Annotated in this window: 21 protein-coding genes; 11 read left to right on the top strand and 10 right to left on the bottom strand. The window is 58.7% G+C overall.

The annotated features are described in order from the left end of the window. Positions 1-124: 124 nt before the first annotated feature. From AUK77_RS07060 to AUK77_RS07040, 5 genes are all read right to left on the bottom strand, one after another. Complete coding sequence (locus AUK77_RS07060) at positions 125-661, bottom strand: DUF1569 domain-containing protein (RefSeq protein WP_296127593.1); 537 nt, start codon at positions 659-661, stop codon at positions 125-127. After that, on the bottom strand, positions 640-1,545 hold the full coding sequence (locus AUK77_RS07055) for an alpha/beta hydrolase (protein WP_296127591.1): 906 nt from the start codon (positions 1,543-1,545) through the stop codon (positions 640-642). The genes AUK77_RS07060 and AUK77_RS07055 overlap by 22 nt, the downstream gene beginning before the upstream one ends. Then, on the bottom strand, positions 1,542-2,324 hold the full coding sequence (locus AUK77_RS07050; RefSeq protein WP_296127589.1) for a class II aldolase/adducin family protein: 783 nt from the start codon (positions 2,322-2,324) through the stop codon (positions 1,542-1,544). The genes AUK77_RS07055 and AUK77_RS07050 overlap by 4 nt, the downstream gene beginning before the upstream one ends. A gap of 100 nt (positions 2,325-2,424) precedes the next feature. Beyond that, entirely contained in the window at positions 2,425-2,892 is a 468-nt protein-coding gene (locus tag AUK77_RS07045) for a cupin domain-containing protein (RefSeq protein ID WP_296127586.1), read from the bottom strand. Next, complete coding sequence (locus AUK77_RS07040; protein ID WP_296127584.1) at positions 2,892-3,344, bottom strand: flavodoxin; 453 nt, start codon at positions 3,342-3,344, stop codon at positions 2,892-2,894. The genes AUK77_RS07045 and AUK77_RS07040 overlap by 1 nt, the downstream gene beginning before the upstream one ends. Positions 3,345-3,456: 112 nt before the next feature. Between AUK77_RS07040 and AUK77_RS07035 the strand changes: the two genes are divergently transcribed. Continuing rightward, positions 3,457-3,918 carry a PAS domain-containing protein gene (locus AUK77_RS07035; RefSeq protein ID WP_296127583.1) on the top strand — a complete coding sequence of 154 codons (462 nt, stop codon included), beginning with the start codon at positions 3,457-3,459 and terminating at the stop codon, positions 3,916-3,918. A gap of 51 nt (positions 3,919-3,969) precedes the next feature. Beyond that, positions 3,970-4,584 (top strand): PilZ domain-containing protein, encoded by a 615-nt coding sequence (locus tag AUK77_RS07030; protein ID WP_296127581.1) that lies wholly within the window; start codon positions 3,970-3,972, stop codon positions 4,582-4,584. A gap of 94 nt (positions 4,585-4,678) precedes the next feature. On the opposite strand, the gene AUK77_RS07025 is transcribed toward AUK77_RS07030, so the two are convergent. After that, a complete protein-coding gene (locus AUK77_RS07025; RefSeq protein ID WP_296127578.1) occupies positions 4,679-6,457 on the bottom strand; it encodes an acyl-CoA dehydrogenase C-terminal domain-containing protein in 1,779 nt (592 codons plus the stop codon). Between the two features lie 205 nt (positions 6,458-6,662). Beyond that, on the bottom strand, positions 6,663-7,616 hold the full coding sequence (locus AUK77_RS07020) for a MerR family transcriptional regulator (RefSeq protein ID WP_296127576.1): 954 nt from the start codon (positions 7,614-7,616) through the stop codon (positions 6,663-6,665). 91 nt (positions 7,617-7,707) lie between these two features. Here AUK77_RS07020 and AUK77_RS07015 point away from each other — a divergent pair, with 91 nt between their 5' ends. After that, complete coding sequence (locus tag AUK77_RS07015) at positions 7,708-8,127, top strand: DUF393 domain-containing protein (protein WP_296127574.1); 420 nt, start codon at positions 7,708-7,710, stop codon at positions 8,125-8,127. Between the two features lie 15 nt (positions 8,128-8,142). On the opposite strand, the gene AUK77_RS07010 is transcribed toward AUK77_RS07015, so the two are convergent. Then, positions 8,143-8,439 (bottom strand): DUF6482 family protein, encoded by a 297-nt coding sequence (locus tag AUK77_RS07010; RefSeq protein WP_296127573.1) that lies wholly within the window; start codon positions 8,437-8,439, stop codon positions 8,143-8,145. Positions 8,440-8,700: 261 nt separating this feature from the next. Between AUK77_RS07010 and folM the strand changes: the two genes are divergently transcribed. The 6 genes from folM (at position 8,701) to AUK77_RS06980 (ending at position 11,870) form a co-directional block, all read left to right on the top strand. Beyond that, positions 8,701-9,411: a dihydromonapterin reductase gene (gene folM, locus AUK77_RS07005; protein ID WP_296127571.1), complete on the top strand. Its 711-nt coding sequence runs from the start codon at positions 8,701-8,703 to the stop codon at positions 9,409-9,411. A 20-nt stretch (positions 9,412-9,431) separates the two neighbouring features. Next, entirely contained in the window at positions 9,432-9,992 is a 561-nt protein-coding gene (gene folE / locus AUK77_RS07000; protein ID WP_296127569.1) for a GTP cyclohydrolase I FolE, read from the top strand. Continuing rightward, complete coding sequence (gene folX, locus AUK77_RS06995) at positions 9,992-10,363, top strand: dihydroneopterin triphosphate 2'-epimerase (RefSeq protein WP_296127567.1); 372 nt, start codon at positions 9,992-9,994, stop codon at positions 10,361-10,363. The genes folE and folX overlap by 1 nt, the downstream gene beginning before the upstream one ends. Positions 10,364-10,480: 117 nt before the next feature. Next, positions 10,481-10,771 carry a DUF1244 domain-containing protein gene (locus AUK77_RS06990; protein ID WP_296127564.1) on the top strand — a complete coding sequence of 97 codons (291 nt, stop codon included), beginning with the start codon at positions 10,481-10,483 and terminating at the stop codon, positions 10,769-10,771. Continuing rightward, entirely contained in the window at positions 10,771-11,115 is a 345-nt protein-coding gene (locus AUK77_RS06985; protein ID WP_296127563.1) for a HopJ type III effector protein, read from the top strand. Before AUK77_RS06990 ends, AUK77_RS06985 begins: the two co-directional genes overlap by 1 nt. Positions 11,116-11,282: 167 nt before the next feature. Continuing rightward, positions 11,283-11,870 carry a putative glycolipid-binding domain-containing protein gene (locus tag AUK77_RS06980; protein WP_296127560.1) on the top strand — a complete coding sequence of 196 codons (588 nt, stop codon included), beginning with the start codon at positions 11,283-11,285 and terminating at the stop codon, positions 11,868-11,870. 181 nt (positions 11,871-12,051) lie between these two features. Here the strand turns inward: AUK77_RS06980 and trxB are convergent, their stop codons facing one another. Then, positions 12,052-12,999, bottom strand: coding sequence for a thioredoxin-disulfide reductase (gene trxB / locus AUK77_RS06975; protein ID WP_296127557.1), 948 nt, complete (start codon positions 12,997-12,999; stop codon positions 12,052-12,054). A gap of 260 nt (positions 13,000-13,259) precedes the next feature. Between trxB and cysZ the strand changes: the two genes are divergently transcribed. Then, the gene (gene cysZ / locus AUK77_RS06970) at positions 13,260-13,988 is read left to right on the top strand and encodes a sulfate transporter CysZ (protein WP_296127555.1); all 729 of its coding nucleotides are present in this window, start codon (positions 13,260-13,262) and stop codon (positions 13,986-13,988) included. Positions 13,989-14,011: 23 nt separating this feature from the next. Here the strand turns inward: cysZ and AUK77_RS06965 are convergent, their stop codons facing one another. Next, positions 14,012-15,130 carry an SRPBCC family protein gene (locus AUK77_RS06965; protein ID WP_296127553.1) on the bottom strand — a complete coding sequence of 373 codons (1,119 nt, stop codon included), beginning with the start codon at positions 15,128-15,130 and terminating at the stop codon, positions 14,012-14,014. Positions 15,131-15,212: 82 nt separating this feature from the next. Between AUK77_RS06965 and AUK77_RS06960 the strand changes: the two genes are divergently transcribed. After that, entirely contained in the window at positions 15,213-16,115 is a 903-nt protein-coding gene (locus AUK77_RS06960) for a LysR family transcriptional regulator (protein ID WP_296127552.1), read from the top strand. Positions 16,116-16,123: the final 8 nt, after the last annotated feature.

Here is a 16,123-nt window from a genome sequence, read left to right as displayed (position 1 = left end):
AGTCAGGTAAGGCAAGCGCATTAAAGGTGCCCGTTCGTCGCGGCTAAAGCCCCTCCCACACCTAGCGTCAGTTGAAATCAGCGGTGGGAGGCGCTTTAGCGGCGAATGCTATGGGTCTTCTGTTTCACGCAGTGGCGGTACGGATCAGGCTCATGTGGTTGTACAGGTGCAACACATGCGCTTGCGCGTAGTCGGCATGGCTGAGCGCGCCGTAGGCGAAATGAGGTTGCAGCTCGCCTTGGTACGCCGCGAAATCGCTGAAGGCCTGCTGTAAACGTTGCAGCGCCTGGGCCAGCGTGGCCGGCGAATTAAGTGCGGCAGCACCGGGAATGACCTCATCCAGCGGATGACGCATCGCTCCGCGCGCGGCAAATACACTAAAAGCCAGCGGCCCGACGCTGCTGCGAAACCACTGGGGTTTGAGTTCGGGATAACCGCTGATGGAGTACTCAATACTCTGCGCGCAGTGGTTGAACACCTCAGTGGGGCTCCAGCCCTTGAGGCTCAGCAAGGGCTTATCCACCAAACCGGCCAGCACCTGCTGCGCGCCTTCCAGCGTCACAGCCGCAGGCGCGTCGGCAACGGGCAGCGCCCAAAAACCAGCCCCCACTAGGGCCACGCCGCCCAGGGCCGCGCCTTTTAAAACAGTGCGTCGTTGCATGCAGCAGACTCCAAACGTTGACGAAATTGCAGGTAATGCTCAAGCACCTGTTCAGGGGCTTCGGTTTGTGGGTAATGACCAATGCCCTCGAGCAGCACGGTATCGGCGTTGCTGATCAGCTCACGGTAGCGCGCCACCATGTGCGCACCGGAGATGGGGTCCACAGCGCCATCAATCACCCGCATCGGCACGCGGGTCGCCTGCATGGCGGCCACCCAGCGATCACGCTGCACACGGCGCTCCGGCATGTAACGGATCAACCGGTGCATCACCGCCGGGCCATCATTGGCGGCAATCAGGCTCCAGAAATCATCCAGTTCACGGGCACTGGGCTGGGTCTGCGGGCCGAACACCTTGGCAAAGCTTTGCGCCAGCTTTTTGCGGCTGAACAACCGACCGATCAGCGGGCCAATGGGGCTGAGCAATAGTTTTTGCACCAAGACCGGGTGGTGGGTTTCTGGAAACAAGCCGCCATTGAGGAACACACAGCTCGCCAGTTGTGCGCGGCCTGCTTGATGACGCGCCAGCAACTCTTGCGCCACGCTGTCGCCATAGTCATGGGCCAACACATGCACCGGTTTGCTGACACCCAGATGCGCCAGCAATGCCTGCTGCAGATCAGCCTGTTCCAGAAGGCTGTAGGCATGCCCGCGAGGCTTGGCCGAATCGCCGAAGCCGAGCATGTCACAGGCAATCACCTGGTACTTTTCGGCCAGCGCCGCCCACAGGTAATGCCAATCCCAACTGGCGGTCGGAAAACCGTGAATCAGCAACAGCGGTTCACCCTGCCCGGCTGTCCAGTAACGAATGGCATGGCCGTTAAAGCTGAAATCCAAACCCGCCGCACGCCACTGCGCCAGGGCAATACCGGGCAGCGTACTCATGCGGCGTAACCCGGCATCTGCTGATCGAGTTTACGCAGCAGGGCCGGCCACGGCAGAGCGCCGCCCATGCCCTGTGGGCTTTTCATCACCCCAGCCATCATCGCCCGTGCGCCGTCGAGAATCGCTTGCGGGATATGGATCAGCTCCGCCCCACCGCTCTGCGCCATCACCTGAATTTCGCAGGCACGCTGCAGGGTGAACATGCCGAGGAAGGCATCGGCGATGCTGCCAAAAGCGGTCAGCAGGCCATGGTTGGGCAGGATCATAAAATTCTTGTCGCCCAGATCCGCCTGCAAGCGCGCCTTTTCATCGTGGTTCAGCGCCACCCCTTCATAACCGTGGTAAGCCAGGCTGGCGAGCACAAACAACGACTGTTGCGACAACGGCAGCAAGCCCTGTTTCTGCGCCGAAACGGCAATGCCTTGCGGGGTATGAATGTGCAACACACAGCCGACATCGTGACGCACCTCGTGCACGGCACTGTGGATGGTGTAACCCGCCGGGTTGATGTCGAAGGGGCTGTCCATCAGCTTGTTGCCGGCCAAATCGATCTTCACCAGGCTGGAGGCGGTGATTTCGTGGAACATCAGGCCGTAGGGGTTGATCAGGAAATCTTCGCTGCCGGGGATCTTGGCGGAAATATGGGTGAAGATCAGGTCATCCCAGCCATACAGGGCGATCAGGCGGTAACAGGCAGCGAGGTCAACGCGGGTTTGCCATTCGGCGGCAGACACTTGGTCTTTGAGGTTGGCAACAGGCAGAGCGTGGGCGGCAGTCATGGTTGATCCCTCAGCATTTGTTGTTATGAATGCCGAGGAGTCTAGCCAGTCTGCAACTAAAACGAAGTTGCTCTGGCGGCCAGCATGGTGGCCTTAGGGGTCACAGCAGTTCGGGGTAGCCGCGCAAAAGCGGCCATTCATGCTGCGCCAGTGGCTCATCTCGCAGCAGGCTGAACCCGGCAAAATCAAACCCCGGAGCGACTGTGCAGCCAACCAAGGTGAAATCGCCCAAACTGCGCGCCGCCTGCCAGGCGTGCGCCACCACCGCACGCTGCGGCATTTGCTCCGCCGCCACAGGGCCAAGTCGCTCATGCCGAACGGGTTGATCCGGCTGTTCGGCAATCAGCAACTCAAGCGGTGCGCCTTCATAGAAGTGCCACAGTTCATCGGCATCCACCCGGTGCCAACGGCTGACGGCACCGGCGGGGAGCAGAAACACAATCGAGGTGCTGCACAACCTGCCATCAGGCGCTGTCTGCGGCGACTCAAACAGGCGGCGGTAATAGCCGCCCTCTGGATGCGCCTGCAAGTTCAGCGCTTCGATCAACGCCTGCGCGCGCGGGTGCATCAGTTTTTTAACGCCGCTATAAAGTCGGCCAACCAAGGCTCGGCATCGGTCTCGGGTGTGACGCTTTCGCTGCTGTCCAAACGCAGCATGGGCTGCACTTCACGCAGGCCCAGTTCGGCATACAACTCACGAACCAACTCACCACCGCCGCAAAACGTGTCGCCATAGCTGGAATCACCCAGGGCGATCACCGCGCCCGGCAGGCCGCTCCAGGCGGGCAAATGATCACGGATGGCGTAATACAGCGGCTGCAGGTTATCTGGCAATTCGCCCATACCGGTGGTTGAGGTCACGGTCAAAAAAGCCTCTGGGGCAAAGGCCTGCACGTCGGCCAGCGTTGCCCGCGGGTTGTGCCAGGCGTCAAAGCCAGCGGCTTTCAGCACGCGCTCAGCGTGACGGGCAACTTCCTCGGCGGTGCCGTAAACCGAGCCGGAAAAGAGGGCGATCTTCATGCAAAACTCCGAAACATACAGAACCAAGTCGATAATCACGGCATTATGCCGCAAGTAGACAGCCCGCCCGGATGTTTTAGAATGCAGCGGACATAGACTGGGAACTCGCCTCATGATCAACGCCAAACTGTTGCAACTGGTGATCAACGCCTCCAACGACGGCATCGTGGTTGCCGAACAAGAAGGTGATGACAACATCCTGATCTATGCCAACCCGGCTTTTGAAAAGCTCACCGGCTATGCCAGCGAAGACATCCTGTATCAGGACTGCCGTTTTTTGCAGGCGGGCGACCGCAACCAAGCCGGTCTGGATGCCATCCGCGAGGCCGTCAAGCAGCACCGCCCCTGCCGACAGATCATTCGTAACTACCGCAAAGACGGCAGCCCGTTCTGGAACGAGCTGTCGATTACGCCGGTGGTCAACGATGCCGATCAGCTGACCTACTACATCGGCATTCAGAAAAACGTCACCGAACAAGTGCTGGCCGAAGAGCGCGTCAAAGAGCTGGAAGCTGAATTGGCCGTACTTAAAGCCGAACTGGAAAATCTGCGGGCGACGACAGGCCGTAACTAAACAGCACGCGCGCGGTCACAACTGTTCCAACGCTCGATATAGACCGCGCCCATGAATGCCCCTGCCCTGCTGACGCAGGCTGAACTGGCCTTTATCCGTCAGTTGCAGCAAACCTCAAGCCCACCTGACACCACTGTGCAGGTACAGCCAGACCTGCTTGAGTCGCTCAACGAGTTTCTCGCGCAGTATGCCGCCACCGAGCAACTGAGCCTGAGCGCACACGTCGCCAACCAGTTGCTGACCTTTGATGTGCGCCTGAACGACGATCGCTTGCAGCTGAGCGCCCCGAAAATAGTCGATGAAGGCGACATTAATCGTGCCTGGCGCTCACCGCTGCCGCAGCCTATTGCACTGCAAACCCCAAGCGGAGAGCCCAGCGGTTTGTGGATTCATCAACTTTCGTTAAGCGGCGCGCTGATTGAACAAGGCACCAGCCACGCACCAGCCGAACGCTTGCAACTGCGCCTGCCGATGGAGGACGGTCACACTATTGAGATCATCGCTGAGTTCGTTCGCCCAACCGAAGGCGGCCTGCTGGCTTACCAACTCCATGCAATCGATGCCCACAATGATGAACAACTCCGCCGTTTTATTTATCAGCGACATCGCTGCGAACAACACTTGAATGCAGAGCCGATTCAGCTGCAAAAAAAAGACCCGCGATAATCGCGGGCCTGAGGTGCAGGAAAATCCTGCAGTAGGGATAAAAAAATCCGACAGTCGAAAAGGGCGTAGATGACTATCGGATTGCGCAGTCGTATCAGGCGGCGAATTCCTCTTCGCTAAAGGCCATCAAAGTGCTCTTGCCGGCTTTTACTTCGGCCAACAAGCTGTCTGTTTCGGTCAGCACGCGTGCCATGTAGAAGTCGGCGGACTTCAGCTTGGCGCCATAGAAAGCTGTTTCGGTGCTGCCTTCGGCGAGCTTGGCCTTGGCCACCGCCGCCATGCGTGCCCACATCCAGGCCAGGCTGGTCAGAGCGAAGAGGCGCAGGTAAGGGGTTGCTGCCGCACCGGCCTGCTCGGGGTCTTTCATGCCTTCGGTAGCAATCCACATCGTGGCTTGCTGCAGTTGCTTGAGTGCAGCGCCCACAGCAGCCACATGGTCGGCGTGTGCATTGTCTTTCAGCCAGCCTTCGATCAAGCCGAAGTAGTTGCGCACCGCGCGGCCGCCACCCAGCGCCAACTTACGACCTACCAGGTCAAGCGCCTGAATGCCGTTGGTGCCCTCGTAGATACGCGTGATGCGGGAGTCACGCACCAGTTGCTCGATGCCCCAGTCTTCGGTGAAGCCAGAGCCACCCAACACCTGCAAGCCTTCGTTGGCGCTATTGAAGCCCTCGTCTGTGAGGAAGGCTTTAACCACTGGCGTCAGCAGTTGGACCAAATCATCGGCGCGCTCGCGAACGCTCGCGTCTTCGTGATCGTGGGCAACGTCTTCATGCAGGCCGGTGAAGTAGGCCAGTGCACGGCAGCCTTCAATGGTGACCTTCTGACGAAGCAACATGCGACGTACATCCGGGTGCACGATGATCGGATCAGCTGGCTTGTCAGCCGCTTTCGGCCCCGACATCGAACGGCTTTGCAGACGCTCTTTGGCAAAACCCAAGCTGACTTGATAAGCGCTCTCGGCAATACCCAGGCCTTGCATCCCGACCATCAAGCGAGCCGAGTTCATCATGGTGAACATGCACTTAAGGCCTTTGTTCGGCTCACCGATCAACCAGCCTTGCGCACCTTCAAAGTTCATCACACAGGTGGCAGAACCCTTGATACCCATCTTGTGTTCCAAACCGCCACAGAAGGCCGGGTTACGGCTGCCATCTTCAAGGAACTTAGGCACCAGGAACAAAGAGATACCTTTAACGCTGTCCGGAGCATCGGGCAGCTTGGCCAGCACCAGGTGCAGGATGTTGTCGACCAAATCGTGCTCACCGCCGGTGATCCAGATTTTGGTACCACTGATGGCGTAGCTACCGTCGGCCTGAGGCACAGCACGGGTGCGAATCAAGCCCAAGTCGGTGCCGCACTGCGGCTCGGTCAAGCACATGGTGCCAGTCCACTCGCCGCTGATCAGTTTTGGCAGGTAACGTTCTTGCAACTCGCGGGCACCGTGAGCAGTCAGCGCGTTAATGGCACCGTGAGTGAGGCCGGGGTACATGCCCAAAGACAGGTTGGCGGAGCAGACCATCTCTTCAACCATCATGTTCAGCACATGAGGCAGGCCTTGGCCGCCAAACTCGGTGTTGCACGCCAGGGCAGTCCAGCCGCCTTCAGCAAACTGCTTGTAGGCCTCGCGGAAACCGTCAGGCGTTTTCACCGTTTTGTTCTGCGGGTCGTAATGGCAGCCCTGCTTGTCACCTGAGCCGTTCAGCGGAGCCAGAACGTTCTCGGCAAGCTTGGCTGCCTCTTCCAAAATGGCGCCACCGAGGTCGTTTCCGAACTCGCGCTGACTAGGCAGCGACTGCAAGGTGGCATAAGCATCGAGCACCTCGTCAAAGACGAAACGCATGTCACGAAGGGGTGCGCGGTATTGGGTCATGTTGCTAAGTCCTCAGGCTGTACAAGTAGAGACAAGCTGTACATAAACATTTCATGTACAGCTTTTGTATAGCCAGAGAAGGTAAATGGCAAGTAATTTTTTGTACAACCTGTACAAGTAAATTACGAAAAACAGAAATTCTGGGCAACACTAAGGCTTCGCCCACTCAGCAGCAGGCGAAGATCAAGAGGCGTTAAACGCTTATTCAGGTATCGAGGTGACCGGCAAGAAACTGCTGCAGGCGGCGCTGCATCAACCGCCCTTCACTGCCCAGGCAGGCAATCGGTGAGCCGCTTAGGCTTTCTTCGGCCAAGTCTGCACCGTCACCGGCCAGCACCAACGGGCAATCCAAGGTCAATGCCAGGCGGGACAGAACGCGTGGCAGGTCATCGGCCGGCGGCTGATTGGAGAACAGCACCAAGGCTTGCGGCTGCACTTTTTCACAGACCAGCGCCAGCTCTTCAAGCGGCTGCCCAAGACCAAGGACGCTGATGGAGACATCACTGCCGCCCAGCAGCAAACCGGCAACCAGCAATTCCAACTCACGGCAATGCCCAGGCAGCGCGGCCAGCAGAACGCGCTCATCCACCTGCGCACGCATCACCTGCAAGCGCTGCAGCGTACGGGCGCGCAAAAAGGTATCGAGAAACAGCCACTCACTGGTTTGACCATACTCATCCTGGCGCAACAGGTACTCCTGCCAAAGCGGCATGAGGATGTCCTGAAACACCACAGGCAAGGGGTAGCTGGAAAAAATCTGCCCGTACAGGCGATCCAGCCCCGCTTCATCAAAGGCACCGATCACGCGCCGCAGTTGGGCCTGCCACTCGCCCCACTCACTGGCGCTGACTTCTTCATAGACCGGGGCGCTGGCTGATTTAATCGCACTGCTTTTCGCCAGAATTTTGCCGACCTTGCTGACCGCAACACCACGCTCAATCCAGGCCAAAATACTGCGCACCGACTCAATGTCGGCCTGCGAATACAAGCGATGGCCGCTGTCGGTGCGGGTTGGCCGGATCAAGCCGTAGCGGCGCTCCCAAGCGCGCAGGGTGACCGGATTGACGCCCGTCAGGCGCGACACCTCGCGGATAGGAAACAGCTCTTCCTGCTTGAGGGCACTCGAAACGAGGGACGAAGCACCAACGAGATCGGACATGGGCGGAGGCATCGCAGAAAAAAGGATGCGCGCATTGTAACTCAGCTGTTTAGCGCATACTTTGTACAAGACCTATACAGAGCGTTAAACCATGATCAATCAACCACAGTGGCCCTTAACCCTCTATTTCGACGGTGATTGCCCACTCTGCGCCCGCGAAATTCAACTGCTGCGCCGCCGCGCCGACGAGCATCGCCTGAACCTGGTGGACATCAGCCTGGGCGACTTCGACCCCGCCGTAGTCGGACAAAGCAAGCAGACCCTGCAAGATTGCCTGCACGCCCGCTTTGCCGATGGCCAATGGGTCACCGGTCTGGACGCGACGCTGTGGAGTTGGCGCGCTGCCGGCTTAGATCGTTGGGCCGTACCGCTTACCTGGAAGCCTTTGCGTCCATTGCTTGAACTGGGCTACCTGTTGTTTTGCCGCTTGCGCCCGCACCTGAATTGGTTGCCGCACCCTCAAGGCAGCAAGCGCTGCACGGACAAACAGTGCGACATTCATCAGCGCTAGGCGACTGGCACTCAATCAGCGCAAAGGCATCCACAACCCCGGATCGGCCGTTAGCAAAACAGGCCGACCGATGATTTCGTCGTGGCTCTCCGGCTGCAGCAATAACACCTTGCGCACACCGCAGCGCAGCAAGCGTGATTTCACAACAGGCATGGCGGGCCACAACGACCGCCCAGCGGCAAAGTGCACCGCACGCACAGCGCCGTCGCTCATCACCACCCGCACGTGGTAGCCACTGCAACGCAGCGCCAAAACCTCTACTCGGCGAACCCGCCCACACACCACCGCCACACACAGCTGCCAGAGCTTCATAGCCACACCTGTACAATAAAAACCAACTTGTACACGATTAAAACAATTTTATTGGCACTAAGCGAAACAAAAATATCGATGCAGCTCAATGAAATAGGCGATCCAAGCAAAAACAGACGAGTAACCGCACAGCGCGCATGGTTGTACAAAACCAATCACTGGTATAAGTTTGTTCTAGGTTCAGTCGAGGCCGCGTCTTACTGGTCAGGTATCCCGGCGCGACATCGCTGAACCCACCCCTTTTCTTGTGCAGAGTCGACCATGAGCGCCAGCACCGCCCCCATTCTGATTACCGGAGCCAGCCAGCGAATCGGCTTGCACTGCGCGCAGCGCCTGTTGGCCGATGGCCACCCGGTGATTGTCACGTACCGCACCCTGCGCCCGGCTATCGAGGAGCTCAAAGCGGCAGGCGCAATTACTCTGCAAGCGGATTTTGCCAACGAAGGGCAAATCCTCGCTTTTATCGAGCAACTGAAGTCGCACACCGACAGCCTGCGCGCCATCGTGCACAACGCCTCCGACTGGCATGCGGAAACGCCAGGCGATGAAGCGGCGGTGTTCACCCAACTGTTCAACGTGCACATGCTCGCGCCTTACCTGATCAACCTGCATTGCGAAGGCTTACTGGCCCAGTCAGCCGTTGCCGACATCATTCATCTAAGCGATGACGTAGCGCGCAAAGGCAGCGCCAATCGCCCGGCCTACTGCGCCAGCAAAGCCGGTCTCGACAACCTTACGCTGTCGTTTGCGGCCCGTTTTGCCCCCCGAATCAAGGTCAATGGCATTGCCCCGGCATTGATCATGTTCAACCCCGATGACGATGCGGCTTACCGCGAAAAAACCCTGAAGAAATCGGCTCTGGGTATCGAGCCAGGCCCTGAAGTGATCTACCAAAGCGTGCGTTATCTGCTCGACAACCCTTATGTCACAGGCACAACTCTCACCATCAACGGCGGCCGTCACCTGAAGTGATGCAGCTGCGAGGAACGATCATGAATCCACAAATGCCCGAGCATTACCGCGAAATCCTCGTCGGTGTCGGCGAAAACCCAGAACGCGAAGGTTTGCTCGACACACCCAAGCGCGCGGCTAAAGCCATGCAGTACCTGTGCAATGGCTACCACAAGAGCCTCGACGAGGTGGTTAACGGCGCACTGTTCGAGTCGGATAACGACGAGATGGTGATCGTCCGTGATATCGAGCTTTATTCACTTTGCGAACACCACATGCTGCCTTTTATCGGTAAAGCCCATGTGGCCTATATCCCGACTGGCAAAGTCTTGGGCTTGTCCAAGGTGGCTCGCATCGTTGATATGTTTGCTCGCCGCCTGCAAATTCAGGAAAACCTGACCAAGCAAATCGCCGATGCCATTCAGCAGGTAACCAATGCTGCAGGTGTGGCGGTGGTGATCGAAGCCAAACACATGTGCATGATGATGCGCGGCGTCGAGAAGCAGAACTCGATCATGACCTCCTCGGTGATGCTGGGTGCGTTTCGCGAGTCGTGCAACACCCGCCACGAATTCCTGCAACTGATTGGACGGGGTAAATAATGCCGAGACTTGAACCTGGCATGGCGCGCATTCGCGTCAAGGATCTGCGCCTGCGCACCTTCATCGGCATCAAGGAAGAGGAGATCAACAACAAGCAGGACGTGTTGATCAACCTCACCATCCTCTACCCGGCAGCCGATGCGGTGCGCGACAACGACATTGATCACGCCCTCAACTACCGCACCATCACCAAAGCGGTGATCCGCCATGTGGAAGAAAACCGCTTTGCCTTGCTGGAGCGCATGACCCAAGAAATCCTCGACCTGGTCATGGTCAACCCTGACGTGCGCTACGCCGAAGTTGAAGTCGATAAGCTACACGCGCTGCGCTTTGCCGAATCGGTGTCCATCACCCTCTCCGCGCACCGTTAACCTTTACCTGCCTCACACAGACTCCCGGCGCTTCATGCGCCGGAGCCGTTGCCGTAAATCGGGCATGCTCTTATCATCGCCGCCATCACCCCCCGCCTGCCCCCAGAGAGCATCGCCATGACCGAGCAAGAACGCCTCGAACTTGAAGCCGCCGCTTTTCGCAGCCTGGTGCAACACCTGCGTTCACGCCCTGACGTGCAGAACATCGACATGATGAACCTCACCGGTTTCTGCCGTAATTGCCTGTCCAAGTGGTTCAAGGCCGCAGCAGACGACATCGGCGTCGCCATCACTCCCGACGAGGCCCGTGAAGAGGTGTACGGCATGCCTTACGCCGAGTGGAAAACCAAGTACCAGAAAGAAGCCAGCGCTGAACAACAGGCGGCGTTTAATAAAGGAAAATCTTGATGTCTGCCCTACACGACTTTCGCACCAAGCTGCACGGCGAGCATTTTATGTTCGCCGAGACCCTGGCTTTTATTGCGCAGCACTACCAGTACCAACCCAGCGCCTTTAGCAATGGCAACGTGCATAACGCCGCCGGGCAGAACGAAGGCTCGTGCAAAACCCTCGGCCTGGCGCTCCTGGAAAATTTCAGCTTGGAAGAAACCCTGCGCTGCTTTGGCGAGCATTACCGCAGTGTGCTGGCCACCCCAGACGACAGTGATCACGGCAACATCCGCGCCCTGATGAGCCATGGCCTGGTCGGCGTTCAATTTGAGCAGCCATCGTTGCAGCGTATTAACGCCTGACAACTACGACCGCTTTGTGCAGACTCTTGCGCAGCTGTCGGCAATCGCTGACAGACAGCGGTCAGGCGGCGTTTTAAGCTGCGCGCCACAAGTCGACCGAGCGCTCAACGGCTGCAGCCCCCGATCAGCCTAACGCGCTCGCCACCTGCCGACATGGAGTCGCGTACATGCAACAAACCCTGGTATGGAAGCCGTGGCACAACCCTGGTGTAGAAAATCTGCGCCTGAACATCGACGAGCATGGCATCAACGCAACCAGCCACCTGATGCAAAGCCTACGTGGCAACAGCATCGTGGCCAGCTACGTGATCAACTGCGATCCGCGCTGGCGCTTTCGCCGCCTGTGGCTGAAAGTCGACAACCATGGCCAGCGCAGCCTCAATCTCAGACGTGACGTGCGCGGTAACTGGCTGCTCAATGGCGAGCTGCGCCCAGACCTAAGCGAATGCCAGCAGGTGATGCTCTCCGACTCGCCCTTTACCCACACCCCTGCTTTGCAGCGCTGCGCCTTGGAAACCGGGCAGAGTGAATCCCTGCAAGTGGCCTACATCGATTTGCTCACCCTGACCGTAGAACCACGCCGCCAACGTTATCAGCGCCTGCGTGACGAGAACGGCGGCACGCTTTATCGCAGTGAGTCACAAGGCCGCCCAAGCCACGAACTGATGGTTGACGAGCACGCCTTGCTGGTCAAAGCCAGTGACCAGTTTCTGCGCATGAGCTCGCGGGATTTGAAACTCAATACCTGGGTTTAAACCGCCACAACTGATGTGGAAGGGGCTTAAACCACGACACAATCACTGCAAAAGCTCGCCGCTAAAGCGCCTCCCACGCAGTTTTGCCATCGCCACACAGTACCTGCCACATAAAAATGCCGCTCACCTGATTCAGGTGAGCGGCATTGCGGTTTACATCAAGTCTTTCGCACTCACAGACCTACTGCCCGTCGAGGTAACGCTCCACATCCAGGGCGGCCATGCAGCCGGCACCGGCCGAGGTAATCGCCTGGCGATACACATGGTCGGCCACATCACCCGCGGCAAACACACCGGGGATATTGGTGGCGGTGGCATTGCCGTCGCGCCCGCCGTCGACCACCAAGTAGCCATCCTTGAGCAGCAACTGCCCCTCAAAAAGTGAGGTGTTTGGCGTATGGCCGATGGCCACGAACAAACCGTCGACGCTCAACTCGTCATAGCTACCGTCATTGTTCTTCACGCGTACGCCGGTCACACCCATGTTGTCGCCCAGCACTTCAGCCACTTCGGCATAGAGTTTGAGCACGATCTTGCCTTCGGCTACCCGCGACTGCAGTTTGTTCTGCAGGATTTTCTCAGCCCGGAAGCTGCCACGGCGATGAATCAAGGTCACTTTGCTGGCGATGTTAGCCAGGTACAACGCCTCCTCCACCGCTGTGTTGCCACCACCGACCACAGCCACTTCGCGGTTACGGTAAAAGAAGCCATCGCAGGTGGCGCAGGCGGAAACACCCTTGCCCATAAACGCCTCTTCACTCGGCAGCCCGAGGTAACGGGCGCTGGCACCGGTCGCAATAATCAGCGCATCGCAGCTGTAGGTGCCGCTGTCGCCCACCAAGGTGAACGGTTTACCAGCCAGATCCACGGCATTGATGTGGTCATAGACAATTTCAGTTTCAAAGCGCTCGGCATGCTCCTGCATACGCTGCATCAGTGCAGGGCCGGTCAAGCCGTGCACATCGCCCGGCCAGTTATCCACTTCCGTGGTGGTGGTCAATTGGCCACCCGCCTGCAAACCGGTGATCAGCAGCGGCTTGAGATTAGCGCGGGCAGCGTAAACGGCAGCACTGTAACCCGCAGGACCAGAACCCAGAATGATCACGCGGGCATGACGATCAGCAGACATCAGCAACTCCTTAACAGCGTGCAGTAAAGGGAGGCTTTCAGAATTACCAGGGGAAGGCAGTCAAGTTGAAAGCCCCGCAAAGGGACAATGCCGCGCAGCCTATGCGCGGCAGCCATCCTGCGGAAATTTGCATTGCCAATGCCAGGCATAGGCAAGCCCTATCAGCCCCGACTGAATCGTTAGCACCCATTGCAGAAGCTTTCACCGGCCATGCAAAGCCGGTAAGGTCGGCGCGACTTCAACCTAGAGGAAACCTCACCATGTCTGCCCCCGTGCTGACCGGTCCGCAATACCTGGGCCAGGGCCTTAAACTGATCCTCAGCCCCGGTTTACGGCTGTTTGTGCTATTGCCGCTGACCATCAACCTGATTCTTTTTAGCGGGCTGATCGTTTTGTCCATGCAGCAATTCGCCGGCTGGGTCGACACCTTTATGCCAACCCTGCCAACCTGGCTGAGTTTTCTCGAATACGTGCTGTGGCCGCTGTTTGTGGTGCTGGTGCTGTTGATGGTGTTTTTCACCTTTAACCTGCTGGCCAACATCATTGCCGCGCCGTTCAACGGTTTTCTGGCGGAAAAGGTCGAAGTGGTGGTGCGTGGCCAGGATGACTTCCCACCCTTTAGCGGCGCAGAGTTGATGGCCATGGTGCCACGCACCCTGGGCCGTGAGATGCGCAAGCTGGGCTACTTTTTACCGCGCGCCATCGCCTTGTTGATCCTCAGCTTTATTCCGGTGCTGAACATTCTGGCCGCGCCACTGTGGTTGCTGTTTGGCGTGTGGATGATGGCTGTTCAATACATCGACTACCCCGCTGACAACAACAAGATGAGCTGGGACGACATGCTCGCCTGGCTGCGCGAGAAACGCTGGCAGAGCCTGAGTTTTGGCGGCGTCACCTACCTGTGCCTGCTGGTGCCTGGGCTCAATATCGTGATGATGCAGGCCGCCGTGGCCGGTGCCACGTTGTTCTGGGTGCGCGAGCGCGGCTAAGCGCCTTGCACCTCAAGCCCAAGTCAGGAAGCTGCGCAGCCCTCAAGTACAGCGCGCAGCGCCTGCATGGAGGCCTGCGATTCACGCTCGATGCGCCGGCTCAGCAGCAGGCTGTTGGCCAGGCGCATCAGGGCGTTGTCAAAGCCGTATTGCAGGGTGCGAATAAATTCGCAACCGCCCTCCACCGCCACACATTCGTAGGTCAACAGCAAAGCCAATCCATGATCGCCTCGGGCGCTGGCTTGCCAGCGGCGGCCGGGTTGGTAGTCGAGTACATCCCAACGCAGATGGCCCGCACGACCACCAGCATGAATGTCTTCTGCAAACACTTCCCCTGCAGCTAACGCCCCTTCGCGACCATAAATGCGCAACGACGAGGGATGCCACTGCGGCCAGTTGGCCGGTGCAGCGGCGTAACTCAACACCTCGTCCGCTGAACGTGACAAGCGCAGGCGATGCTGCTGGCAGTTCTGCTCATGGTCCGCTTCAGGCTCCCAATGCAGGGTGCCGTAGAGCCAATCCATAAGCGGATGAACAATACCGAAATTGCGGCTGTGCATCAGATCACGGCGATGATGCAGTGTGTGCAAACGGCGCATCTGGCGGATCCACGGCAGGCGCGACAACGGGTGCTCAGCAGGCAGGTGTTCACAGGCATGCACCACCTCGTAACTCATGTAACCGAGCAACATGCTGCCGGCAACCAAGGCCGCCAGGTTGCCGTCGAGTTGCGCCAGCAGCCACCAGACGGCCAGCAACGGCAGGCTGTAGAGCACGATCAGCCACGCCGGGAACAGAATCACCCGCCAGTCGCGCGGCATGTCATAACGCATCAACCCTTCAACAAAAAAGCTGTGGTGGTCGCCCGTGTGGCGCTTGTAGAACAGCTGACCGAAACGCGTTTTGTTGTGCCCTAGGCGCTTGTGCACCTGGTATTCACCCCAACTGAAAAACACCAGCGTGAGCGGCACCAGCAACCATTGCCAAGCCGGTACGGCATGCAGCGTACTCGCCAGCAGCACCAGGCAGGTCAGGCCATAGAGCAGCACAAAAGCTGCATGCAGCCAGGGGTTGTAAAGCGGATGAATGGCTGCCCGGTAACGTGTGCGGAACGCCTGGGCATTGTCGTTGTTATAAGCCATGGCAAAACTCCTCTGCGGATTGACAGGAGTTTAGGCGCGGGCGAATCATTCGGATAATGGATAGTTCAAAAGAGCATTATTCTTGATCACGAATTTGCGCCAACTCGACCTCAACCTGCTGCTGGTTTTCGACGCCCTGATGCAGGAAGGCAACCTGACCCGCGCCGCCGAGCGCCTGCACCTGAGCCAATCGACGGTGAGTAACGCCCTGGCGCGTCTGCGCCAGCAACTGGGCGAGGAATTGTTCCTGCGCACCGCGCGCGGTATGACCCCCACCGCCCGCGCTCAGGCCTTGTATGTGCCAGTGCGCCAGGCCCTGCGCCTGTTGCAAAGCGGGCTTGGGCCAACCGCCGCATTTAATCCGCAAACGCCGCACACGTTCAGCCTGTCGCTGAACGACTACGCGCAGACCGCTTTACTGCCACGTTTGCAGGCGCATTTGGCGCATATCGCAGCGCAGGTTGAATTACAGGTGCAAGTCGACGACGCCGACTCGCTGGTGCAACGCCTGACCAGCGGCACGCTGGACCTGGCCATCGACTATCTGCATTTCGAGTGCGCCGAACTGCATTACGCGCCCCTGCGTGAAGAACCGCTGGTGGCCATCGGCCGTGCCGGTCACCCGGCCTTTGTTGGCGGGCTGACCCTGGAGGGTTACCAGCAAGCCCGGCATATCAGCGTGACCCCACGGGCCGGACGCGGTTCGCCGCTGGAGATCGTGCTGGGTTCGGCCAAGGTGCGGCGGCACACAGCACTGCACCTGCCCAACTACTTGCCGATCCCTGCCATCGTCGCGCAAACAGACCTGCTCGGCACTGTGCCTGCACGCCTGGCTGCGGCGCTTGCGCCCCTGCATGCCTTGCAGAGCGCGCCACTGCCGTTTGATATGCCGCCGGTACAGGTCAGCCTGATCTGGCACCGGCAGCAGCAACACGACCCCGCGCATGCCTGGCTTCGCCAACAATTGATAGACCTGCCCGACTGACACATAAC

The organism is Pseudomonas sp. Ga0074129, assembly GCA_001465025.1.
Classification (GTDB): Bacteria; Pseudomonadota; Gammaproteobacteria; order Pseudomonadales; family Pseudomonadaceae; genus Aquipseudomonas.
This window is presented reverse-complemented; position numbering and strand designations above follow the sequence as displayed.